Origin of the sequence: Mesorhizobium sp. B4-1-4 (genome assembly GCF_006439395.2) — a bacterium.
In the GTDB taxonomy this organism is placed as follows: Bacteria; Pseudomonadota; Alphaproteobacteria; order Rhizobiales; family Rhizobiaceae; genus Mesorhizobium.
This window is the reverse complement of sequence record NZ_CP083950.1, coordinates 128,157-150,862: the sequence shown is the minus strand read 5'-3', so window position 1 is coordinate 150,862 and position 22,706 is coordinate 128,157. Positions and strand designations below refer to the sequence as shown.

Below are 22,706 nucleotides of genomic sequence, written 5' to 3'. Positions count from 1 at the left end.
TCGCGCCGGACGATCATCTGCCTGCTCGAGAAGGGCTGCGACATGGTCGACCTATCTCTGCGGCCTCCCAATCAGACGAAAACGCGAAGGGAGCAATAATGAGCGCGGGCCCGGATACATCGCGCAATTTCGCTATCCGACTGCGTTCCGTGAGCCACCAATACCCGAATGGCCGACAGGCGCTCAGCAACGTAAGTTGCTCTTTCACCCAGCGCAATATCACCGCGCTGGTTGGCCCATCTGGCTCGGGTAAATCCACGCTACTGCGCTTGCTAAATGGGATGGTGCGAGCAAGCTCAGGCGAGGTTTGGGTGGGGTCGCTTGAATTGCGCCTGAGCGGAGAGCGTGAACTCCGTCAACTACGGCGCAACATTGGCATCATTTCTCAGCAATTCAACCTCGTCAAGCGTCTATCCGCGATCGAGAACGTTCTGCTCGGGCGCTTGGGCTTCAACTCCTGGCCCAGAACGGTGGTCGGTGCCCACCGCCGGGAAGATGTCGGACTGGCAATGCACTTGCTTGACAGGGTTGGCCTGTCCACGCAAGCCAAACAGCGTTGCGACACCCTTTCCGGCGGGCAGCAGCAGCGCATTGCCATCGCACGAGCATTGGCGCAACGGCCCAAGATAATGCTCGCGGACGAACCGATTTCGTCGCTTGACCCATCGAGTTCACAGCGTGTGATGGAGCTTCTTCGCGAAATCAACGACGTCGACAACATCCCAGTCATTGTCAACCTGCACTCCATCCAGGTCGTCAAGGACTACGCACATCGCGTGGTTGGCATTCGGGATGGCTCAATCGTGTTCGACCGCCCAACGGCTGAGCTGACAGCTGAGCTGGTCGATTCGCTCTATGGCCCATCTGCGAGTGATGATGGCCCGGCTCTCGTTTCGGCTTCACCAGTGTTCTGAAAGGATACCTCCATGCTTGCAACGTTGACACGGCGCGCCACCTTGTTCGGACTGGCCGTCATGAGTTCATTCGTGCTTGTTGAGCCAGGACTTGCTCAGGATCGCACAGGCTGGCCAAAAGAGCTTCGCTTTGCGATCGTTCCCAACGAGGGCGAAAAGGTGATCGACGCCTATACGAAGATTCTTGCACACGTTCAGAAGCAGATCGGAATTCCAATAACCACCTATAAGGTAACAGATGTCGCAGCCGTCATTGTCGCGATGGCAAATGGACAAGTCGACGCTGGTCGCATCGGTGCGGAGGCTTATGTCCTAGCCCAGAAGAATGCGGGTGCAGAAGCAATAGCCGTCGAATCGACCAAGGCTGGCGGTACGGGATATCGCGGGTCGCTTTGGGTGCGTGCCGATTCCGGCATAGAGAGCCTTGAGGCAGCTCGGGGCAAATCGCTTGCTTTCAGTGACCCGAACTCAACCAGTGGCTACCTCGTGGTGATGGATCATTTCATCAACAAACTGAATATACGGCCTGAAAACTACTTTTCGAAGGTCATTTTTGCGGGCGGGGCGCTACCCTCTATTGAAGCCTTGGTGAACGGGAAGGTCGATGTCGCGGCCTTCTCGGACACCTACAAGAGCGTCGCGGTTAAACAGGGCGTTGCCAAAGAGGCAGACCTACGCGCGGTCTGGACCTCGGAACTGATCCAGAATCCTCCCTACGTCCTTCGGGCGACGCTGCCGGCAAGCCTAAAGAAGGCGTATCAGGACGCGCTTGTAAGTTTTGCCGATCCGGTCGTTCTGGATGCGCTGCCCGGCGGCGTTGCGAAGATCGTGATCGCGACCGACAAAGACTACGATTCTACGCGAAAACTCGACGAGGTTAAAAGGACCCTCTCATCAATTAAAAAATGATTCTCCAAAGAAGAAAAAGAGATATGGCCGCACCATGGCATTCAAAGATGATGATGCTTGCAATGCAGGATCGACTCTCGTCAATGGTCGTCGATCGCCTTAGACGTGTTCCAACCCTTGGTTATGTATGGATCGTAGTGCTAGGATTGCTTGCCTGGTCATACGGGCAAGCGGAAATAGACATGGTCGGCTTGTTCTCTGGATTGGGGCAGGCGTGGAGATACATTTTCGGCTCACCTGACCGTCCAGGCTCGGGATACTTTCCCCCCAGTCTTGACCAACTTCCTGAGTATTTGGACGAGATGATTGTGACCGTGAAGATGGCGGTGTGGGGCACAGCGCTAAGCGTGCCGCCTGCACTGCTGCTGGCATTCCTTGCGGCTCGGAATGCTCAAAAGAGCTATGGAATATATCTGCTTGCACGCCGGACTCTCGATTTTCTTCGTTCGCTCAACGAGCTCATCATCGCCTTGATATTCGTTGCCGCCGTCGGCCTGGGTCCCTTTAGCGGTGTAATGGCCCTTGCTGTCGGAGGAATTGGCTCTCTCGGAAAGCTCTTGAGCGAAGCAATCGAAGGACTTGATATGGGGCAAGTTGAAGGTGTGCGCGCGACAGGTGCCAGCCCGCTGCAGGTCATCGTCAAAGGCTTTGGGCCGCAGCTTATGCCGTTGTTTACGTCGCTTGCGCTCTACCGCTTCGAGGCGAACGTGCGGGCCGCAAGCATTCTCGGACTGGTCGGCGCCGGCGGCATTGGATACTATCTGCAAGTGTCGATGCAGTCTTTCGAAAATCGCAACGTCTGCACCATTCTTATTGTGATCGTCGTATTCGTCGCGGTGATCGACAGCGCCTCGGCATCCATTCGAAAACGACTGGTATGATTTTCGACCTATCGCGGCCATGAAGATTGAATTTGAGGTGTCAGAAAACCGAAGCTTTCTCGTGCCCTGGACATCACTTGCTCCGCGTCCTCCGCGAACAGCCCGCCATGCGCCCAGCGAATCACTTTCTTATCAGGCCGAAACGCGGCTTGAGGAGGACGAAGACACCCTTTTTTTGGTCTTCGGTGAAACCGACGGACGCCTGACAATGCCGACGAGGCGCCGGTATCGCGTTGGTTCTCGTTAGCCTCGCATCTGGCGCCAAGGTGGGCTGCCCCAAATACGCGACGTCGCAGTTGTCTGGCGTCGGAATCCTGCGCCCGTGTCATTGGTGAAGACGACAGGCTTATGTCGGAACTTCAGGAACGACGGCCGTTGTGGGACCGGCCTGACAGGTCTGACCTGGACACCGGCCCCAGCTCGTTCAGCTCGCGCTTTCCGATCATCATGGCATCACTCCATGGCAGGGCCTGCCGCAAACATCTCGCGGTCGCGGCTGTGCAGGTCCTTAGGATCGAAATACTTGTCGGCCCATTTGCCGTCGGTGCCTAGGAACCACTCGGCTTGGACGGCAGCCGCGCGCTTGTCGGCGGGCGGCTCTTCGGTCTTGGCTTCCGCGCCTTTTCCTTTTGGCGCCTTGGCGGTCTGGTCCAGGAAATTGAAGTGGTCGATCAGCAGCACGGCCTCGATGGTGAAGGCGGTGACAATCTTGTCGTCGTGGATGCAGAGCAGATTATCACCGTTCACGTGCTCGGCGGCCAAGGCGAGGTTGGAAGAGCCGCAATAGACCACAGGGTCGTGCCCGCCAAACCCGCACACCACGAACTTGTGGTGGATCTGATGGGCTTCCGCCGAGAGGATATTGGGGACCTGATCGAAGGGCGGCGGTAGCTGGGTATATTTCGGTTTGCCCGTAACCAGCACCCCGTGCTTTTCGCCGACTGGATAGAACGCAATACCACTAGGGTTATCGGAGATGCCGTAGCTGAAGAGCCGCGTGTCTTCGTGCAGGGCGGTGAGCTTCTCGTAGACGGGATTGGGCGACGTGCTCGTGGTCGTCATCACGGCGAAGAAGACGTTGCCGCCCTTCTCTGCTTCAGAATCACATCGCTTGACGATCTCATCGAGGCGCGCAGCAGCGGCGTCCTGTGGTCGGGGTGAAAACGTCACGTCGAACGCTGGCACGCCGTCCTTGTTTGGGAATGAGAAGGTCCGATTGGCGAAGTTGCTCGCCGTGAACTTGGGCGCCTTCACGTCATCGTCCCACGCCTCCTGGAAGAGCCCGGCATAGAGGTGGGCGACGTCCGGGCTATCAAAGACGACAACATGGTTGGCGTTCACATAGAGGCCGGTCACCGAGAAGTTGGTCGAGCCGGTAAGAACGCTTTGCGCCTTCCCGCCTTTGTAGACGACGAAAACCTTGTCATGGGCATAGCGGCCGAACCGGCCGCGCTTGATGGCGTCGCGTCCCGCTGCCTTGATGAAGAGTTGCTCGAATTCGTCTTCCGGCTTGGGGTCGGCAGCATCGTGATGTAGGTCCGCATTGTCGAGGATGATCCGCACCTTACCCGCCTCGCCGAGCTTGAGAAGCAAGCGGACCACGTCGGGCTCGTTGAGGTCGTAGCAGAAAACATCGATCTTCGCATCGGCGGCCTTGTCGACGGCATTCAAGAGATCGAAGACCCGACTTCGCGCCGTGAAGCCCAGCCACTGATATTGCTGCTCGTAGGTATAAGGTTTGCCTTGCGGGTCTTTGCCTGCCTGCTTGCTCGTGTCGTAGTTCAGCGGGCCATTGGTGGGGCGGGTGGGAAGCTTCGGTCCGAAATGATGGACGAAGGCCTGGCTCTGCACGAAACCGCGTGTGAAGCCGAGGTTGACGGCGCCTTCATCGAACGGCTGCAGCAGTACGGTGACCTTGGCGCTTTGGGCCGGCTCCAGCGCGGTCATGTGCTGGTTGCCATCAAAATAGCGCGGAGTCACCGTGTAGGTGTAATCGCCGTAAGGTGGCTCCAGCCCCTGATGGTCGAGGCCGGGGACGTGGACCCAACGGAACTTGTGGATCGGTGCATTTGCTGTGGAATAGGCTGGCTCGCCCTGCAACTGCGCATGCGCGCTCGGGTCTTTGAACTGAAGGTCGTTCCAGAGGAAGTAGGGCTGCTTCCCCGGCGGCGTAACCTGAATAGTGAAGCCGGCAAGATTGTCTGGCTTTGACTTCAAGTTGAAGGCGAGCATGACCTTTGCGTCGCCCGGATAGCCCGCCAATGCAAATCCACCGTTAATGTCCTGGTACCTCGGCATAAACTCCCCCTGCTTCACGCATCGTTTATCAAATAGACATCGGCTTTGTGACATTCGGGTGAAATACCTAGGGGTAGCAGTCGTTTTTTGTTGTCTCGTGTTCGTTAGGCAACTACCGCGCATACGTGGCGTATTATGAGCGAACTAACGCCAACGATGCCACAATGACCTATCGACCTACTTCTTTCCGCTTGCGCAGGGGTGCCCCCGGTTAGAGCCATTGCAGCGGCGCTCGCGTGGACCGCTGGATCATTCTAACGGCACATCTCGCTATGCAGCGAGCTTGGGAATTGTCTGTTCAACCAATCGCAAGAATCGGGTGTTGCGAGCCCGCGCAACTAAAACTGCGCTCTCTGCAGCGGCCGCCAGCGCCAGAGGCCGCCTCACATCTCTGTTGCGCGGGCTCGCAGCCAACGATTCTTGCGATTGGTTGAGTCCGCTATTACGCGATTGGCAGCATAGCCCATCCCCTATCGATCGCTGAACAACACTATGATGCTCGCGAACTCCGGGTTTGTGTCGCGCGTCATAGCAAGAAACCGCCGGGCGCCCGATGCCCGCGCGGATGCGGGTTGCCGACGCGCAGAAATCGAAAGCGTTCCCCGAAATTACACCATCTGCGCGGACGCTATCTCGGAAGGGACAGACGCGATGAGCCGGGAAATCCGGGCCAGAGGGTGACATACGTGCCGTGCAAGCCGACCATCGCAGCAGCAGTGGCAACGCCGCCCTCAATGTCGATAGGCTGTGAGTGTATCGCGCATTTGATATGCGGTGTATGTGAGCTGTGCCGCCGCAAGACCGGCTATGCCGAACGTCCGGGTGAGGCCGAACATGGCAAAGCTATCCGGTATAGGCCTTCCCTCGGCTAGCGCGGCGGCGAGTAGCTCGCCTGCGACCGTTGTTGGCGCCAGCCCGTGCCCGCCAAACGCGATCGCATGCCAGATGCCGTCAGCATCGCGGCCAATTTGCGGCATCTTGTGGCGCGCATAACTCATCAAGCCGCCCCATGCGTACTGAATTTTGACGTCAGCAAGCTGCGGATATACGCGCACAAGATCTTTCTTGAGCAAACGCGCGATGGTTCTCGGATCGCGGTCGAGTACCGAAATCCGGCCACCCCAAAGAACTCGTGTATCCCGCAATGGGCGATAGTAGTCGAAGGCGAAACGTGTATCATAGACCGCATATGGCGCGTCGATTGCGTCGATGAGGTGAGCGCCAAGTGGTTCTGTTGCAACTACATAGGTGGCGATCGGAAGCACCGCGCGCTCAATGCGGGACAACAGCCCACGCGCGTAAGCACCGCCCGCGAACACCACATCTCTCGCCTGCACCGCGCCTTTGGGCGTCCGCACGACGTAACCCGCGCCGTCGCGCTCAATCGCGCGCGCGGGCGATTGCTCGAAGATGCTCACGCCGCCCTGTATGGCAGCTTTGGCGACACCCAGCGCGTACTTGAGCGGATGTAGGTGGAAAGCGTTGGGTTCGAAAAGGCCTCCGTGATAGCGCGCGGTCTTGAGCTGCGCACGCAGCTTCTCTGTCGCGACCGGCTCCCAATCGACATCAAATTCGCGTTTCATCAGCGCGCGCATGCGATCAAGCTGAGACCAATCGTCGAACCAGTTCGCGAGCATAACGCCGCGGTCAACGATGTCGCAATCGATACCGTAGCGGGCAATTCTCGTTCGGATCATATCGACGGCATCCATTGTGAGCCGATATAGGCGGCGGGCCTCGTCGCGCCCGAGTTTATGCAGCAAATCCGTGTTGCTCAGACTGTACCCGCCGAAGACGAACCCCCCGTTTCGGCCCGATGCACCAAAGCCGACCGTCTCGCTATCGAGCACCACGACGTTGCGCATGCCGCGTTCCACAAGTCCGAGCGCAGTGCACAGTCCGGCAAGACCGGCGCCAACAATGCAGACTTGCGCATCGAGCGTGCCAGTCAGTTGCCGGTAGGGCCGGCGGGAAACAGTGGCTTCATAGAAGTTCTGCATTTGAACCCTGGTTTGGAAATATCGAAAGCGTGGACCGCGTGGTTTCGGGCGAACGTGCACTCCAAGCCCTAGCCAGTCAAAAGACGACATCTCCGTCGTCACATTCTTCTTCCTGCAGTGACCCCACGGACGACATTAGATATCAGTCTCGGTGTGTTCTCCTGTTGTTGATCCGTCATTCGACCTCCCTTCAGCTCGATTTAGCCAACTCAGGATCTGAACTGCTCGCCATTATCCCGGCGGCGGCGAAAGCCCGCGACTTGCCGACACCCACATGGCCGCAATACCTTCTTCCCATCGAACACCTCCAGTTTGTGATATCCACCGGCGGAAAGCTGTGGAAATCAGCTCGGGATCAAAATTCACTGCGTCGCAGCAGTTCGAGAACCCGCTGCAGATCGGCCCAGAGGTCATCCGGGTCTTCCAGGCCGATGCTGATGCGCAGGTACGTGGTGGTTTTTCCGGAGGGAATGATATGGCGATCGTGAGCGATCACCATTGGAGCAATAATACTCCTCGTCCCGCCCCAGGAATTCCCGATGACGAATGTTTTCAGGCTATCCAACGCTTCGTCGACCGCCGCAGCGGAAACACCGTCCAGTCGCAGACTGAAAACGCCTGAACTGCCCTTGAAGTCGCGCTGCCACACGCTGTGACCGGGAAAATCGGATAGGCATGGATGCAGCACGGGAAAATCGCAATTCTCGGCCAGGCGACGAGCGAATTCCTCCGATGTCTCGCCGATATGCTTCAGACGCAGGCCCATGGTCTGAATGCCCCGCAGGGCAAGTGAGCACTCGTCTGGCGAGACGCCGACGCCCAAAGCGCTCAGCGTGCCTCGTATCCGCGTGTAGAGCTCCATATCCCGGAGGATGATTGCGCCCAGCAGGATGTCGGAATGGCCTCCAACATATTTGGTCAGCGCCTCGGCCACGATGTCGACACCCAGATCGAGCGGCTTACACAAAACACCGGTCGCCCAAGTGTTGTCACACCCTAGGTAGGCCCCCGCAGCCTTGCTTAAGCGGGAGATCGCTGGAATGTCGCAAATCTCCATACTGGTGGAGCCGGGCGACTCCAGCCAGACCAGCTTGGTGCGTCCCGGACGAAGCCGTGACTCCAGGTCTGTCAGCCGGGTCGGGTCAAAGAATTCGGTCTCAATGCCCTGGCCCGCTAGAATTTGCTGGGCAAAATCCTTGACCGGCGGATAAACGTTGTCGGTCACCAGCAGATGATCGCCATTTTTGAGCAACGACATCATAGCGACCGAGATCGCGGCCTGACCGGACGGCACGATGATTGTCCGTTCCGCCTTGTGCAGGGCGGACAATTGGCCTTCCAAGGTCCGAGTGGTTGGTGTCCCAGACAGCCCATAACTGTAGCCATCTGGAGACCGGAAGCCCCGGCTGCGGTAAGCGGCAGCGTCCGGAAACACGATCGTGGAGGCGCGATAGACGGGAACCGCAAGGCTGGCGAACCCCTCGAGAGATGTCTCCGGCGGGATAACGCAAAGTGTGTCGTCGAGTTCGGGGGTATTCCGCATCTTGTCTCCTGCAATTTCAGCTGAGAGGCCCTCACGCCTCTTTCCGGACGACTGGGCCTTAAACCGGTCTAAGCTGCGGGCACGCGCAAAAGCTCGCTGATTTCTCCTAGCGAGCTCAGCCGATCGACATTCATCAGCTTTTCGATGATCTGGGGCCCACGTTCCTCGAGTGAAGTCGCACGTACGTTGCGAAGAAATTTGTCTTCGATATCAGAATCGCGAAACGGTTTAGTGTAGTGCCCAGGAGGACAGTCGACCGTTATGCTGAACGACTGCGCAGCCTTCGTAAAAATTGACACCGAAGACTCGAGACTATGGCTGGTCCAATACGCCTTCTCGGCTCCTGGATCGACTTCGACGTCAATCTTGCTCATTAAGTCTGCTACGCGGGAACTTGTCCTTATCGCGGGTGAATACCATTCTCTTCCCGGCTGGATGGACAGCGCAGCCATTGCGGAAACGTATTCGACAGAAAACTGGCCATCAAGATCAGAAAGAGAATCCGAATAAGAAAACCACTCAGATACTTTTCGGGAACAGCCAACGAGGATTCTGTCGATTTGTCCCGGTTCGATGTTGTTGGTCCCTATTAGGGTGGACACTGCATGAATGGTTGAATGTAGCGCGTAACAGGCTGGATATCCCTTAAAGCAGGTCTCCCTCATTCTCCAAATTTCGTTCAGCTTGTCTGATAGTTGCGTTGGGTCGAACTGGTCCGATCCGATGATCGCCGCAAAGCCCCGCTTAGGATCACTCAATAGCGCGAAGGGACCGATGATATTTCGACGGGCGCAAAGTGCAGCATCGACGCCGCCTAGCGCCATCTGGCCATAGTTGGCTTTGAGAGCGTGCGCTGGCCGACCGTACTCGACATACCAAAGAGGAATGTTGGTGTTTGCAGCGGCATGGCCAAGGGCGGACCGAAACTGCTCTTCTGATCCGCCCGACACAACCATGGCTGCTGCACCGGCCGCCACCCCATGCCAGGCGTGATAGGATGCAAATCGACGGTATGCTTCTGGGCTCGCCCGTGTGGCATCATGGAGCCGAAGACCCGCTTCATACCCTGCCACGATTCCGGTGAGAAACTGCTTGGGCGGCGCTTCCAGGTGCTGCGCTACAGCCAGTGCTGCAGGTATAACAGTCGCGCTGGGATGACCTGAGGCGGTGTCCTCATAATCGAGCACGTCGGACAGCCAGCCGTTTACCTTGGCCGCGATGGAAGGGGCGAGCTGTACGGAGGTGCCAGGAACGCAGCAGCCGTTTGACTGAATGCCCGTGCCGTACGCGGCAAGGATCTTCTCTCCTAGAGGCGTGGCTGTCGCAGCAACGATGCAACCGATCGTATCGAGCGTCACGAGCTTTGCGAGGTGAAGAACATCGCTCGGAATCTTTTCATAACTCAGGTCAGTGAGAAAGCGCGCCAAAAGCCCCGCGTTGTCGTGCGTTGGGTCGCGGGGAAACAGGATATGCTCCACCGGAGAGGGTGTCTTGATTTGCTCGCGCATAACGATGGATTCGATTGACATTTTTCATTCCGCTTGTTGGTTGCTCCGGTAGAAGCAGAACCGAAATCGTCCGGCTGAAGCCGACGCGCATTGATGGGCGTTCATCCCAATCCATCTGCAGGTTGTGGGCGACCGAGTCACAGGCCTTCGCAAATGTCCTGATGCACGCAGTGCAACATTTCAAGCGGAGCGAATGGGATAGCGCGGTTCACACCACAGGATTTGGATAATCCTAAACAGTAGTTCTGTGGGCTTCCCACGTTGCCAAAGACAGTCCCAGTCGCTCCGCCCCTGCGATTAGCGGTAGCTGTCTTCGCAGACGTCCTTCGCGGCCACACCGTTCGGTTTGCGTCCTCTTGAGTCTTCTGCGCGAGCATATCGCCCCCTTCTCGGTTGGCTCTCTGGTCGGCTATTCTATTTGCAAAGGTCTGCCGCGGTCAGATCGGCAGGCGGCAGATCGGTTTCGGTGAAACCATAAGCCTTCACGATATCGAGGAGCTTGCCGCTCTCTCTCAGCTTCTTAAGCTGATCGTTGTACGCATCCCGAAAATCCGAATCTGCTTGGCGGAATGCCAATGCCGGGTAACCGTAAACAGTCTTGCCGTCAGCGCTCACGGGCTGGGTGAAAGGCAATGCACGTTCCACTTTGTCCGACGCAGGAGCCAGGGCGTTTACGGTAGCAGTCGTTTCGGCCATCGCGTCAACGCGTCCAGATAGCAATGCCGACAGCTCAGCGGTGGTGTCTGGAAACGCGAAAAGCCTGTTTTTTGGTATCCCGGCGTCGAGGGCAAACTGATACTCCACAGAGCCTTTGCCGGCGGAAAGGTTTACATCATTTTTCTGCGCAACGTCGGCATAGCTGTGGAGGGATTTGGGGTTGCCCTTCAACACCAGAAGCGCGTCGCCCATCCTTAAATCTGGGTTGCCGAAAGCTACTTGCTTGCAGCGCTCGGGCTTGATGTACAGGCCGGCTGCAATGACGTCGAACCGGCCGGCCTGAAGCCCGGGTATGAGAGCCCCGAAATCCGCCACGACAGCATCCACTTTGGCAATGCCGAGCGGCGCGAATGCTGCCTTCAGCACATCCACGGACTGCCCTTTTATCTCACCGTTGGCATCGACGAAGCCCCAAGGCGCCTGATTAAAAATTCCAACTGTTACTTGGCCGGTCTTCTGGGCTCGCGCCAGCGCCTCCTGGGCGTCTGCTGTTGAGGCTCCTCCTAGCGCGACTGCCAAGGCGGCAAACACCGCGAGTGTTCTCCCGATCGTCACTGATTTGTTCCTCCCTTTTAGTTGCCAAAGTAGTCGGCTACGGGTATATATCGTATAGTAGGTATATTAGGCATGTCAAGCGGGGGCGAGGAGAGGACAGAAGTGGCCAGCAGCGATCACCAGCAGGCGCGTAAACAGAGCAGGTATCGAGCCGGTCGGCCCTCACCGTGAACGCGATAGCGCCGAACACGCGCACGTACCGAGCGACTAGAAGCACCGGCGCGCGTATCGCAAATGCAAATCAAGTCAAGTTTCAAAGCCATGCATGCTGACGAACTCCGTGGCGCAATGCTTGACTCAGTCACGAAGCAAACAACTATCCATGGAGTAGAAAAAATGGCTGATAATATTCCCGCATGGCCTGAAGAATCTGAAGTGAGTTCCAGGATCACGCAGCTGAAACAAAACATGGTCCGGGCCGAACTGGATGCGCTCGTCATCACATCCCAGCATAATTTTGAATACTACACGGGATTTCGCACCCTGTTCTGGCTTTCCGATACACGGCCACTTCTGGCAATTGTTCGACTGGACAAGCCCGGAATTTCAATCCTGATAAATCGTGGCGAAAACGCCACGACGTACGCGGATGTGCATACAATTCCGTATCACGGCTTCACCGATGTCGCGCTGGATACCACAGCGAGATTCCTGAGCGATCTTCCAACCGGGTCAGCGATTGGCCTGGACTATGGTCGCGATATGAACGGCCGTGGATCGGTAGGTCTGCTTGAGTTTCTGCGGGGCGCACCACGCAACTTTCGGCTGTCAGATGCCGCAGATCTGATTTGGCTCCAGCGCCTCATTAAGAGCGGGCATGAACTGCATTCGAAGAGAACTGTGTGCAAAATTGCCACCGATGGGTTCTTTGGTGGGCTGGCGGATCTTCGACTTGGCTTGAGTGAGTATGAGTTTGGACAACTGCTCAAGCAGCGGATGATCGGTCTCGGTGCAGAAAGTGTCGATTGGCTTCCGGTCCGCTTCGGCCGCGAAGGCATGAACTATGCACAGCCGAACGCCGGCCAAAAGCTACAGCATGACGACTTTGTCTGGGTCGATATGGGTGTACGCAGAGCGGATCAGATCAGTGATCTAAATCGCGTGGCCAAGGTCGGCAAGCCCACCTCGGAACAAGAGGCGTGCTACGATTTTGTAAGGGGCGTCACTCTCCGGCTCGCTGAGGGCATCCGTCCAGGAATGACCGGCGACGATGCCTTTAAGCTGTTCGAAACGCTCTGGTCTGACGGAAAGCCCTCGCAACTCGGCAAGCTGGCCATCGCGGGGCGCGTCGGACACGGGTCGGGAATTGCGCTGACGGAACCACCGTCGCTTATGGCCGGGTCCGACGAGATCATCCAAGAAGACATGGTCTTGCATGTGGAACCGAAACTCGAGGCAGCCGGCGGAGTATTTCAAACCGAAGAGGTGTTCAGGGTTACGCCGAATGGTCCCGAGTTCCTAAGTACCGTTTCGCCCGCAAGGTTGCCGATGGTGGAACTCTAGACACCGCTCAAACCGCACCATGTGCACGTTCGTAGGTCGACGCTTTCGGCGAATCGGCGTCGACCTCCCATCCTGGAACAAAGGGCGTCTAATGTCGCGACAAAACTCTCATCTGACCAGCACGTCGACTGCGCGCGACTCACACAGGCTTACGAATGCGGGGCTCTGGAGCTCGACGTCGGAGACACTGCGTTCGGCATTGGCAGCGGTCCTCAGCGCCGTTCACAATCAAATCTGGTAAACTTCAATGAAAAATCCTGTTTGGACTACAATCGACTTCGACGCCCCTGGAATCCAAAGCGACTTCGCGCGCGTTCCACACTCTTCCGACACGTCCGCATACGGCTGGATTCCGGTACCAATGTTATGCCTCAATGGTGGCAGAGGCGGGCCGACGGCACTCTTCACCGCAGGCACCCATGGCGACGAATACGAAGGCCAGGTCGCACTTCGCAAGCTTGTGCACGATCTTGCAAAAACCAAGCTGCAGGGCCGCGTCATCATCCTGCCTGCTCTTAACCGACCCGCAGTTGCGGCCGGCCGCCGCAATTCTCCTCTCGATGGCGGCAACCTCAACCGAGTCTTCCCCGGAGATCTGCAAGGCGGCCCCACTGCTGTAATCGCACATTATGTGGCAACCGAACTGTTTCCGCTCGCCGATGTGATCATCGACTTGCATTCGGGTGGCAGTTCCTTGGACTACTTGCCTATGGCGCTTGCGCATCCGGGTCGAAACGAAACTGAAGCGGAAGCGGTCAGACGCCTGTTGACGAGTTTTGGTGCCCCTTACAGTGCACTGACGGACGGTGCAGGAGGAGGCGCAGGAGCTACGCTCTATGCCGCCGCGGAGCAGGCGGGGATTCCAGCCATAACCACCGAGCTCGGTAGTGGATCGACCTTGTCCGAGGCCGGCCTTGCAATTGCGGAGAGCGGCGTGCGCCGAGTGTTGCGTGATTATGGCATTGCGCCCGATTTCGACGCGCCAGAGGGGCGCACAATCCGATTTGCTCGGTTTCTCGGGCGCGGCGACACGATATATTCGCCCTGTGATGGTCTTTTTGAACCCTTCGTGAAACCGGGCGAGCAGGTTGCACCTGGACAGAAGGCTGGCGCAATTCATCGCCTCGATAACGCGCTGGCCCGTCCGATTGAGCTTGAATTCCCTTCATCCGGCATTGTCGCTTTTCGGCGCTTTCCCACGCTGACTTCAACGGGCGACGCGCTCTTCGGCCTGATGGTTGAGGCTCAGAACTAAGGCGCGAAGACAAGGTTACGTTGGCGGCTTCCTAAACAAGGCTTTGGCCAGGCGGGAGCCATTTGGGTCGAAAAGGGGGATCTTCGCCGCATAGCCGCGTAGTCCCCACATTGGTGACACCAGCAAGCAAACCGACGGCCACCGACCAAAGTTGATCAATGGCTTGGTCCACCTGGCCCGTTTCGACCCGGCCCTCGGTTACTCGCGCGGTGGACGATCAAGCCGATCTTCGGCACCTTGTCGCTGCTTCCCGTCCCCAAAATCTGGCCTCGATAAGTACGCCACCTGCGCCGACATCAGCTACGCGACTCGGCCCTTGAACGGGCGAGGACAAGTCTTCCTAATTTAGCCATCAGTCACCCAGGCGAGCTATAGCCTCCACGGCAAGGTCGACCTCTTGCAGGTTCGTGTAATGCGAAAGGCCGAGCCGCACCACGCCTCCCTTATCGCGCAGACCAAGCCGCCCCGAAGCCTCGTAAGCATAGAAGTCACCTGCCCAACCGAAGATATTTCGTTCGGCTAGGGCCTGCACGATTTCCTGAGGCGACCGCTTCGCTAACCTGAAGGAGAAGGTGGGGACACGGGCATTGAGCCTGTTACGGCTCCCGGTGCCATAAAGTTCAAAACCCGGCACGCCAACGATACCTGTCAAAAATCGGTCCATCAGCGTTGCTTCATAGGCCGTAGCCGCCTCAAGACCGGCCACGATGCGCTCCCTCAACGGCGCCAGCGCGGACACTCCGCCGAAGCACTCGCCGAGCCAGGCAATATGCTCGATGGCCGCCTGAGTTCCCGCCTGAGCCTCAAAGGAAGGAGTGCCGGGCGAAAGCCGAAAAGGCATGGCCCAAGAGGCGGGACGCACCTTGAGCGGCTTTAGGCGATCGCGCAATCCGGCAGTTACAAACATCATGCCCGCGTGCGGGCCGAAGAACTTATAGGCCGAGCAGGCCAGCAAATCGCAGCCGATCAAGGCAACATCCAGAGGCAGATGCGGCGTCGACTGGACTGCATCAACCATGGTTACGGCGCCGACTGCCTTCGCAGCCGCCACGATGCGGCAGACATCATTGACTGTGCCGAAGATGTTGCTGGCATGATTGCAAGCCACGAGCCTTGTGCGAGAATTGATAAGCCCATCCAGCGCCTCGTACCGGTACTCGAACGTCTCAGGATCGAAGTCGAGCCAGCGGATGGTAACGCCGCGCTCCTCTGCCGCGATCACCCACGGACCGACGTTGCCATCATGATCCATGCGCGTGAGCACGATCTCATCACCAGCCCTCCAGTCATGAGCGATCATGCGAGAAAAGTAAAAGATCAGAGAAGTGCTGTTGAGGCCGAAGACGATTTCGTCTGGCGAAGTCGCGCCGAGCAAGGCGGCGACAGCTGTGTGCGCGTCGCCCATGATACGGTCGCTCTCGTGAGAGGTGCGAAAGGCTCCGCCCTCGTTAGCGCAGCTTTTCAGCATCACCTCACTCATGCGTTCAATCACACGCGCAGCCACCTGGGAGCCGCCTGGCGCGTCGAGATAAACGCGCGGTATGCCCTCGTCGGCCAGCCTCAGCGCCGGAAAGGCGGCACGCACGACCTCGATATCCCATCCCTTTGCGATCATGGCATGCTCCTTCAGCCGCGTAGTGCCAGGTGGCCTGGCGTTCAATCCGTAGTTGTCGAAATCGACGCAGCACTTGCTGACCGCGTTGACCGGCCGCGCCAGCGCGAGAACCGTTCGAGGGAACTGGCCATTCCACACCTTCAAGTCCGCAGAGGCTGGTCCTCTCCAGTGGCAATGCGCACAACTGGCTGACACTCTCAGTTCCCGAGCACCGCGACCGCGTCAACCACGGCCTGGCGACCTCGGGGTGCGCAGCTATGGTCCGTGCCGACGCTGATCATCACAGGGGGAGAAGGCGATTTGCCACAACTGCCCGGTGGCCCCGGACCGAAACTCGCCTCCGTCTCACCTCTTCATCTTGTCAACTCTGTCGACCTCACCTAGTGCAACAGCTGACCCAGGAATTTCTTCGTCCGGGCCTGTTGGGGGTTGTCAAAAAATTGCCTTGGCGCGGCCTGCTCGATAATTTCGCCCGCGTCCATAAACACCACCCGGTCGGCGACTTCGCGCGCGAAGCCCATTTCGTGCGTTACGCAAACCATCGTCATGCCCTCCGAAGCAAGCTCTGTCATGACGTCGAGTACTTCCTTGACCATCTCCGGATCGAGTGCGGATGTTGGCTCATCGAAGAGCATAATCTTTGGTTTCATACAAAGCGCGCGAGCAATCGCCACACGTTGTTGCTGGCCGCCCGAGAGTTGACGAGGATATTTTGGAGCCTGCTCGGCGATACGAACCCTCTCAAGATTCTGCAGGGCGAGTTCCTCCGCTGCACTACATGTCATCTTTCGTGCGCGCCTCAGGGCTAGGGTACAGTTTTCCATTACGCTCAAATGCGGAAAAAGATTGAACTGCTGGAAAACCATTCCCGCCTCACGACGCACCTCCGACAACCCTTTCATTCCGGGGCGCAGTTCGATTCCGTTTACAACGATCCGACCTTTCTGATGCTCTTCCAATTGGTTGATGCACCGGATCAATGTCGACTTGCCCGAGCCCGACGGTCCACATACAACGACCCGTTCGCCAACCGCCACCTGCAGGTCGACGTCTCGTAGCGCCTGAAACGATCCGAACCACTTGGACACACCTTCGATCAGCACCGCGCTTTGTCGCAGGCTGCTGGTTGTGTTGCGTTCCTGGATTCCGAAAGCCAATTGTTCCTCCTTGTTTCCGTGATCTTCGCGGTCGTTCTAGTGGGACTGGGTCACTAGCCCCAGACGACGCTCAAGGCTTGCGACAAGCGCGGCCGCGAGTAGGGACAGGATCAGAAAGAGGATGCCGGCAACGAACATCGGCTCCGCGTAGCGATAGGTATCCGAGGCAACATCAAATGCACTCCCCAGCATTTCCGGCACAGCGATGACTGCCAGCAACGGCGTGGATTTGAGGATGCCGATAGAATAAGCGCCGAGCGGTGCCGCAATGTTGCGCAACATCTGAGGCGCAACGACGAAGAATACCGTGTCCCACCGGTTCAGGCCAAGACTTTTCGCCGCTTCACTTTGCCCGATGGGCACGGCGTCGATTCCGGCCTTGAAGACCTCCGATATATAGCCCGAGTAGTAAAAACTAAGCCCGAAAACGCCGACGAACAGTGCCGGCAGAACAATGCCGTATGAAGGGAGGACGAAGAAAAGAAAATATATCTGAACCAATGCCGGTATTGAGCGGATAGCATCCACTATGAATTGCGCGATCGGACGCACCAGCCGATGAGAGCGGCGCAGCATCTCCCACAAAAAGCCGAGAAGTGTCGCGCCAATGAAACTAAGGATCGCCACCAGAATGGTGTTCCAGATGCCCTCCAGGACCAGCGGAACGATTCGGACGGCGAATGCGACATCAAAGCTCATTGATGCGCCCTCCCGCCTTTCCGTGTGACGCGTCCAGGTAGCGGCCGAAGATTGTCACCGGGTAGCAGATCATGAGGTAGCAAAGCAGGAGGGCCGTATAAATGCCAGTAGGGTTGTAGCTCAACTGCGCGATTTCCTTTGCGCGAAATGTCATGTCCGTCAGTGTGATCAGCGAGACCAGTGCGGTGCCTTTGATCAACTGGATAACCTCGTTGACGAAGGTTGGGATCATCACCCTGATAGCCTGTGGCAGTTCGATCAACCGGAGCACGGTGAATCGGCTTAGTCCCAAAGCCAGGCCAGCTTCACACTGTCCGCGATCAAGCGCCTGCAGTGCCGCACGCACAGACTGGCTGGCATATGCTCCGGCATTCAGCCCAAGCACCATTGCGCCGACGCCAACAGCTGAGAGATGGATCCCGAACGCAGGCAGCGAGTAGTAGAAAGCGTAAAGCAGCACGATGACTGACGAGCTGCGCCAGAACTCGATGACGGCAGTGATGACCCAGCGATAGAAGCCTGAAGCAAAATGCTGGAGCACTCCTGCGACGAGGGCGAAAGGCACCGCGTACAGCAGCCCAAAGATGGTCACTTCAGCAGTAATGCCGAACCCATTGAAGATGCCCAACATGACATCGAGAAAGCTCATTCGCACTGCTCCCCGTTCGGCCACACCTCCCTTAACGGTAGTTGGCAGAGCATAGGCTCTTCGCCGTTACGTCAGGAGGGGCGAGCTCGGCATCCGTAAAGCCATATGCTTTGGCTACTTTCCTCACCGTCCCGTCGGCTTTCCGCTGCGCCAAACTCTCGTCATAGAGGTCTCGCAACGCAGCATCCTCCGGACGAAACTCGATTGCGGCGTAGTTGGCGGCTTCTCGGCCATTCGTCACAAACCCGGTGAACGGAAGCGCGCGCTCGAATTTTCCGCTGAGATTGGGATCCTTGAGCGCGGCGATCACGCTAACCGTTGACATTGTGTACGCGTCAATCCGGCCCGCCATCAGCGCGGCGTAAGCTGACTGGTCATCTTGAAACAACAGCATCTGGTCCTTTGGAATGCCGGCCTTAATGGCGTTTTCAGAATTGGTGCTGCCTCGGTCACCGCCCATGCGACGGGCTGGATCTTTGGCCATGTCCGCATAGCTGTGAATGTTGTGCGGATTGCCTGCGAGCACCAGCACGCCATCGCCGATCGCTATATCTGGGTTGCTGAAAATCACCTGCTCGCAGCGCAAGGGCGTGATCGCCATGCCAGACGCGATCGCGTCGATTCGCCTGGACAGCAGGCTAGGAATAAGCGCACCCCAATCCAGGACAACGAAGTCGACCTGCTTCACTCCAACAGGCCCAAGCACCGCCTTGATCATCTCGGGTTGAATGCCGGCCACCTTCTGGTCCTTGTCCACAAATCCCCAAGGCGCGTTGTTGCCGATGCCAATAGTGATCTTGCCGTCGTTGAGAACGCTGTCTTTGATCGACTGTGCTCTAGCGCCTGAAATGCTTGGATCGAACGGCGCTAAGACCAACGCCGTAATCGCCCCCAACACGGTTCGCCGACGGATAGCCGATTTCGTCATCTTTGTTCCTCCCTGGTTGACAACGGCGCACACATATACTAGGTATGCCAACTATGTCAAGTGGGCATGCAACCCTGCAGCAAATCGTTGAAATGCGGTGGAATTCGCCCTAGGCCGTGAGGAATGCTTGAACAGAAGCGAATGGAGAGTATTGATGGCTAACCCACAGCTGAGGACGTCATTGTCCCTGCATGAGACTGTGCGTGAAGAGATTCTAAAACGGATACAGAGCGGAATTTACCAGCCGGAAGCCCTCATCCCGTCCACTGCCATGTTCGGTGAGGAATTCGGCGTCAGCCACATTACTGTCAAACGCGCCTTACGCGACTTGCAAGCCGCGGGAGCCTTGGTCTCAGTCGCGGGCAAAGGCACCTATGTTAAGAAGCAGACGCGCGTTCTGCGAAAACTTGATGTTTTGATGCCCTCCTACGAGGGCGCAACGATTCAGCTCATGTCCATCACGCGGGAAAGGATATCTGATCCCACGATGCAAGCATTCGATCCTCCCGAAGAGGCGATGTTATGCGTGCGGAAGACGATCTTTGCCGACGGCGCACCCTTCATGTATGACGCCACATATCTTTCAGCAGACGTTGAAAGCGAGATAATCGAGGAGTTTGGCGAGCGTTTCGTGACGGATGCTCTACAACAGCACGCCATTCACATAGTGGATACTGACCTCATCATCGACGCGGCTCCTGCCGTGGGCAAGGTCGAGGAGATATTCGGAATACCAACCGGATATCCGATGCTCCGGCGTTACTACAAGTACACCACCACCGCCCCGACCATTACCATCTTCGGCGTTGTCCAGGCTCCATTCGACCGACTCGCTTGTACTGTAAGCATTCCTTCAGGTCCCAAGTTGGGGCAACGTGGGAAAATGAAGATGTGAAGCAGCCCCCCGGCTTCGCATTCTCGGCATTTTCCTAACCAAGAGGGATTGCGATTCGCGCCCTTTGTCGACATGAGCGAGGTCACTGCTCAAGCCATTTATATGAGATGGGAATGCGCGCTCGCTCACAGCGCGACCTCAGCCGTATCTCTGCATATTCTGTTGTCGTTCCGGTTCGTGACGGTGCTGGCAGATGTCTATCGAACTTCGAGATCTGAGATGGGCCATCGTGGTCGCCCAGCATCGCAGTTTGCGCCAGGCTGCGCAGGTGTAGAACACGCGTCAGCCAACGCTCAGCCGCATCCTACGCGATCTTGAACATCAGTTCGGCGCTCTCCTCTTTGATCGCACGAACGGCGGTACCCGCCCGACCGACGCACGCCTCGAGTTCCTGGAATCCGCACGGCGCATCCTTGAGGAGGTGGAGACCATCAGGAGTCGACTGACCGCGCGTCCGCGGGGTCAAAGCGGTCAACTGACAGTCGGCGTTCACGCGTCGCTTTCAGCCGGCAACTTTCGGGCAACTCTGATGGAGCATTGGCGCCGTTTTCCGGACATCGAACTGCGCATGGTCGACGGGTCGAGCGATCGTCTGATTTCTGCCCTTGCTGGTCCGGCAATCGATATCGCCTTCGTGACGGAAGAAAATCCGAGGTGGACTGACAAGTCGCTCCCGGTCTGAGCGAGCGTGTCGATCCAGCCATCGCAAAGGTGATAGGCGAACACGAGGCGTTCGAACTCGGCGCCGCTGAAATCCTCAAAGTGAACCGGCCGGACCGTTCGAGCTATCGTCACCTGTCTAGCTCCTAATTTCCAGAGCTTCGAAGTGGGTTGATGATCTGAACACCCTCGAAGTCCTTTTCATTGTCTGTCACGATGATGCAGTGGTTGGCCTCGGCGATCGCAGCGATGATGGTGTCGAGCGCGCTTCTGGGGCGTCCCTTTGCCTTCCCACCAGCCATGAGGCTGGCCCAGACGAGGCCAGCTTTCTCGTCAAACGACAGGACGCGACCGGCGAACAGCGCTTGCGGACCTTCAGGACCGGAGAACCAGGCTTCAAGGGTGCTGCGCTTCTTGCCTTTCGGTTTCTCCAAGATGCCTCGGCGGATTTCGGCGACGGTAAGCGAAGCAATGAAAAGGTCGTCGTCTTTCTGCGCGCCCATCCAAGCCAGCAGCGAGCCCGACGGTTCGGGCTTTATGACGTTGCTGATGATATTTGTATCAAGAAGGTAGCGCGTCACAGATCGACCTTACGCCCCTCTTCTCGCGGCCGGCTGAGGTCGAGATCCACGCCGACCAGAGGAGAGCGACGCAAGGCCGCGAGAATGCCGCCTGCTTTCGGAGGCTCACCCGCCACTGCCTGCTGGACGGTCCGCCGTAGCTGCCCGGCTTCCGGACCGTCCTCCGTCAATTTCCGGGCGAGGGATCGAAGCAAATCGCGGTCGGAGTCGAGCGCTTGAATCTCGAACCGCGCGATGCCACGTTCGGTCAGGCGGGATCGATAACTCTCGAGGGCTCTCTTCTGCGCACTGTTGCTCATCGCGTGCCTCCGTGCTATATCCAGATATATAGCCGTATTTCCTTTGAAGCGCAAGGCTGGGGGAATTGTTATCGGTCCCGGCAAATGAAGATGGCCTCTCCAAGGCATTTAGGATGCCGGGGGTTGTCACCGCGACAACACGCCCCTCTCCCAACAGGGGCGATCACAAAAATATTATTGCTACGACGACGGTCGACCCGTGCCCCGCTACTACGCCGCCAGCTGCCAGCATCCGCTCCGATACGCCGCAAGGCATTAATTTACCACACATTTCCACCGTGCCAACGCGTCGCCACTTGGCATCATTGTCTCGAAGCGGGGTATTCCGCGCGAGGACAAGGACGCGATCATGGCGCGACCGAGACGTACAACAGCCGAAAAGCTTCGTGTGGTCGCCGACGCGACCCGCGAACCGGCCCTGGCATCATCCGCGCACATTGCATCGGCGTGATTCACATGAATGCTTTGCATCGAGGACGGCTCGCCTGCCGACCGACGGTCTCCCCGAGCGGTTTTCCGGCCGGAAAAGCGTCCGCGCGTGGTCTTATAGCTGGACTTTTCCACTGCCGGCCTGGCACGCAGCGATCCATTGCATTGCAGAGGTTGAATCTTCCAATATCGCGACCCGTTTCGCAAAGCCTAGAAAGGCATTGCGTGCAGCGCTCAAGGGCTTGCGGCCATCGTGAGCCTCATAGCACGCCCTAAGGGCGGTCTCGTGTATCAAGTCTCTGCAAGCTTCCGGCCATTCATTGAGAAAATCGATCGCGTCCGCAACGCTGGCAATCTCTTGTATGATGTAGGTGGCTCGCTTCACGAAAATGGGGCTGCTGAAAGCCTCAACGCTCATTTGCTCCTCCCAACCTGCTGATCAAGCCGATCCACATGCATAAGGCCGCCGCATGTACGCGCCGACCGTCCCAGAATGTGTTGTCAGGGCGACGACACTTCAAGAGCGAGTAGCCGCGCGTGGCAATGCTCGGCACGTTGCTATGTCAATTTCGAGACATTCCAACACGACAGGCCCAGGGATGGCGCAGTTAAACCATTCAGGCGTATTTGCAGGCGACAGGACTGATGCTCCAGTTTAACGAATCGTGAGCCGACTTGGCTCAGAAGTCGCTATCGGCGTGGGGAAAGGAG

At 57.6% G+C, this 22,706-nt stretch carries 20 protein-coding genes and 1 pseudogene; 8 read left to right on the top strand and 13 right to left on the bottom strand.

What is annotated here, in order from left to right:
• Positions 1–98 precede the first annotated feature (98 nt).
• The 3 genes from phnC to phnE are packed head-to-tail and all read left to right on the top strand — an operon-like array spanning position 99 to position 2,704.
• Positions 99–914, top strand: coding sequence for a phosphonate ABC transporter ATP-binding protein (phnC, locus tag FJW03_RS00705; protein WP_140762388.1), 816 nt, complete (start codon positions 99–101; stop codon positions 912–914).
• A gap of 12 nt (positions 915–926) precedes the next feature.
• Positions 927–1,823, top strand: a complete 897-nt coding sequence (gene phnD, locus FJW03_RS00700) for a phosphate/phosphite/phosphonate ABC transporter substrate-binding protein (protein ID WP_140762385.1) — start codon at positions 927–929, stop codon at positions 1,821–1,823.
• A 47-nt stretch (positions 1,824–1,870) separates the two neighbouring features.
• The gene (gene phnE / locus FJW03_RS00695) at positions 1,871–2,704 is read left to right on the top strand and encodes a phosphonate ABC transporter, permease protein PhnE (protein ID WP_181173206.1); all 834 of its coding nucleotides are present in this window, start codon (positions 1,871–1,873) and stop codon (positions 2,702–2,704) included.
• Between the two features lie 453 nt (positions 2,705–3,157).
• On the opposite strand, the gene FJW03_RS00690 is transcribed toward phnE, so the two are convergent.
• From FJW03_RS00690 to ehuB (FJW03_RS00670), 5 genes are all read right to left on the bottom strand, one after another.
• Positions 3,158–4,966 (bottom strand): phospholipase D-like domain-containing protein, encoded by a 1,809-nt coding sequence (locus FJW03_RS00690; RefSeq protein ID WP_226890538.1) that lies wholly within the window; start codon positions 4,964–4,966, stop codon positions 3,158–3,160.
• A 767-nt stretch (positions 4,967–5,733) separates the two neighbouring features.
• A complete protein-coding gene (locus tag FJW03_RS00685) occupies positions 5,734–7,002 on the bottom strand; it encodes an NAD(P)/FAD-dependent oxidoreductase (protein ID WP_140762378.1) in 1,269 nt (422 codons plus the stop codon).
• Between the two features lie 355 nt (positions 7,003–7,357).
• A complete protein-coding gene (locus FJW03_RS00680) occupies positions 7,358–8,545 on the bottom strand; it encodes a trans-sulfuration enzyme family protein (RefSeq protein WP_140762375.1) in 1,188 nt (395 codons plus the stop codon).
• 68 nt (positions 8,546–8,613) lie between these two features.
• Positions 8,614–10,074 carry an MmgE/PrpD family protein gene (locus FJW03_RS00675; RefSeq protein WP_140762372.1) on the bottom strand — a complete coding sequence of 487 codons (1,461 nt, stop codon included), beginning with the start codon at positions 10,072–10,074 and terminating at the stop codon, positions 8,614–8,616.
• A 393-nt stretch (positions 10,075–10,467) separates the two neighbouring features.
• Complete coding sequence (gene ehuB / locus FJW03_RS00670; protein WP_181173205.1) at positions 10,468–11,325, bottom strand: ectoine/hydroxyectoine ABC transporter substrate-binding protein EhuB; 858 nt, start codon at positions 11,323–11,325, stop codon at positions 10,468–10,470.
• Between the two features lie 336 nt (positions 11,326–11,661).
• Between ehuB (FJW03_RS00670) and FJW03_RS00665 the strand changes: the two genes are divergently transcribed.
• Positions 11,662–12,828 carry a M24 family metallopeptidase gene (locus FJW03_RS00665; protein ID WP_210240580.1) on the top strand — a complete coding sequence of 389 codons (1,167 nt, stop codon included), beginning with the start codon at positions 11,662–11,664 and terminating at the stop codon, positions 12,826–12,828.
• Positions 12,829–13,075: 247 nt separating this feature from the next.
• Complete coding sequence (locus FJW03_RS00660; RefSeq protein ID WP_140762366.1) at positions 13,076–14,083, top strand: succinylglutamate desuccinylase/aspartoacylase family protein; 1,008 nt, start codon at positions 13,076–13,078, stop codon at positions 14,081–14,083.
• 352 nt (positions 14,084–14,435) lie between these two features.
• Here FJW03_RS00660 and FJW03_RS00655 read toward each other — a convergent pair whose 3' ends face one another.
• The 5 genes from FJW03_RS00655 to ehuB (FJW03_RS00635) form a co-directional block, all read right to left on the bottom strand.
• The gene (locus tag FJW03_RS00655) at positions 14,436–15,836 is read right to left on the bottom strand and encodes a cysteine desulfurase-like protein (protein ID WP_140762363.1); all 1,401 of its coding nucleotides are present in this window, start codon (positions 15,834–15,836) and stop codon (positions 14,436–14,438) included.
• Positions 15,837–16,078: 242 nt separating this feature from the next.
• Complete coding sequence (locus tag FJW03_RS00650) at positions 16,079–16,816, bottom strand: amino acid ABC transporter ATP-binding protein (RefSeq protein ID WP_140762742.1); 738 nt, start codon at positions 16,814–16,816, stop codon at positions 16,079–16,081.
• A gap of 75 nt (positions 16,817–16,891) precedes the next feature.
• Positions 16,892–17,554, bottom strand: coding sequence for an amino acid ABC transporter permease (locus FJW03_RS00645; protein ID WP_140762360.1), 663 nt, complete (start codon positions 17,552–17,554; stop codon positions 16,892–16,894).
• Complete coding sequence (locus tag FJW03_RS00640) at positions 17,544–18,203, bottom strand: amino acid ABC transporter permease (protein WP_140762357.1); 660 nt, start codon at positions 18,201–18,203, stop codon at positions 17,544–17,546. Before FJW03_RS00640 ends, FJW03_RS00645 begins: the two co-directional genes overlap by 11 nt.
• 31 nt (positions 18,204–18,234) lie before the next feature.
• Positions 18,235–19,131 (bottom strand): ectoine/hydroxyectoine ABC transporter substrate-binding protein EhuB, encoded by an 897-nt coding sequence (gene ehuB / locus FJW03_RS00635; RefSeq protein ID WP_140762354.1) that lies wholly within the window; start codon positions 19,129–19,131, stop codon positions 18,235–18,237.
• 154 nt (positions 19,132–19,285) lie between these two features.
• On the opposite strand from ehuB (FJW03_RS00635), the gene FJW03_RS00630 reads away from it, so the two are divergent.
• From FJW03_RS00630 to FJW03_RS00625, 3 genes and pseudogenes are all read left to right on the top strand, one after another.
• Entirely contained in the window at positions 19,286–20,026 is a 741-nt protein-coding gene (locus FJW03_RS00630; protein ID WP_140762351.1) for a GntR family transcriptional regulator, read from the top strand.
• Positions 20,027–20,315: 289 nt separating this feature from the next.
• Positions 20,316–20,393 (top strand): annotated as a pseudogene (locus FJW03_RS30290) (helix-turn-helix domain-containing protein); the annotation flags it as partial.
• Between the two features lie 54 nt (positions 20,394–20,447).
• Positions 20,448–20,708, top strand: a complete 261-nt coding sequence (locus FJW03_RS00625) for a LysR substrate-binding domain-containing protein (RefSeq protein ID WP_413466452.1) — start codon at positions 20,448–20,450, stop codon at positions 20,706–20,708.
• A 124-nt stretch (positions 20,709–20,832) separates the two neighbouring features.
• Here FJW03_RS00625 and FJW03_RS00620 read toward each other — a convergent pair whose 3' ends face one another.
• The 3 genes from FJW03_RS00620 to FJW03_RS00610 form a co-directional block, all read right to left on the bottom strand.
• The gene (locus FJW03_RS00620; protein ID WP_140762348.1) at positions 20,833–21,267 is read right to left on the bottom strand and encodes a PIN domain-containing protein; all 435 of its coding nucleotides are present in this window, start codon (positions 21,265–21,267) and stop codon (positions 20,833–20,835) included.
• On the bottom strand, positions 21,264–21,566 hold the full coding sequence (locus FJW03_RS00615; protein WP_140762345.1) for a hypothetical protein: 303 nt from the start codon (positions 21,564–21,566) through the stop codon (positions 21,264–21,266). The genes FJW03_RS00620 and FJW03_RS00615 overlap by 4 nt, the downstream gene beginning before the upstream one ends.
• Before the next feature lie 544 nt (positions 21,567–22,110).
• Positions 22,111–22,413, bottom strand: a complete 303-nt coding sequence (locus tag FJW03_RS00610) for a DUF982 domain-containing protein (protein WP_140762342.1) — start codon at positions 22,411–22,413, stop codon at positions 22,111–22,113.
• Positions 22,414–22,706: the final 293 nt, after the last annotated feature.

Excerpts from the sequence above, each read along its gene's own strand:
- phnC (WP_140762388.1), top strand. The coding sequence starts at position 99 with ATGAGCGCGGGCCCGGATACATCGCGCAATTTCGCTATCCGACTGCGT.
- phnD (WP_140762385.1), top strand. The coding sequence starts at position 927 with ATGCTTGCAACGTTGACACGGCGCGCCACCTTGTTCGGACTGGCCGTC.
- phnE (WP_181173206.1), top strand. The coding sequence starts at position 1,871 with ATGATGATGCTTGCAATGCAGGATCGACTCTCGTCAATGGTCGTCGAT.
- FJW03_RS00685 (WP_140762378.1), bottom strand. The coding sequence starts at position 7,002 with ATGCAGAACTTCTATGAAGCCACTGTTTCCCGCCGGCCCTACCGGCAA.
- FJW03_RS00680 (WP_140762375.1), bottom strand. The coding sequence starts at position 8,545 with ATGCGGAATACCCCCGAACTCGACGACACACTTTGCGTTATCCCGCCG.
- FJW03_RS00675 (WP_140762372.1), bottom strand. The coding sequence starts at position 10,074 with ATGTCAATCGAATCCATCGTTATGCGCGAGCAAATCAAGACACCCTCT.
- FJW03_RS00665 (WP_210240580.1), top strand. The coding sequence starts at position 11,662 with ATGGCTGATAATATTCCCGCATGGCCTGAAGAATCTGAAGTGAGTTCC.
- FJW03_RS00660 (WP_140762366.1), top strand. The coding sequence starts at position 13,076 with ATGAAAAATCCTGTTTGGACTACAATCGACTTCGACGCCCCTGGAATC.
- FJW03_RS00645 (WP_140762360.1), bottom strand. The coding sequence starts at position 17,554 with ATGAGCTTTGATGTCGCATTCGCCGTCCGAATCGTTCCGCTGGTCCTG.
- FJW03_RS00640 (WP_140762357.1), bottom strand. The coding sequence starts at position 18,203 with ATGAGCTTTCTCGATGTCATGTTGGGCATCTTCAATGGGTTCGGCATT.
- ehuB (WP_140762354.1), bottom strand. The coding sequence starts at position 19,131 with ATGACGAAATCGGCTATCCGTCGGCGAACCGTGTTGGGGGCGATTACG.
- FJW03_RS00630 (WP_140762351.1), top strand. The coding sequence starts at position 19,286 with ATGGCTAACCCACAGCTGAGGACGTCATTGTCCCTGCATGAGACTGTG.
- FJW03_RS00615 (WP_140762345.1), bottom strand. The coding sequence starts at position 21,566 with ATGAGCAACAGTGCGCAGAAGAGAGCCCTCGAGAGTTATCGATCCCGC.
- FJW03_RS00610 (WP_140762342.1), bottom strand. The coding sequence starts at position 22,413 with ATGAGCGTTGAGGCTTTCAGCAGCCCCATTTTCGTGAAGCGAGCCACC.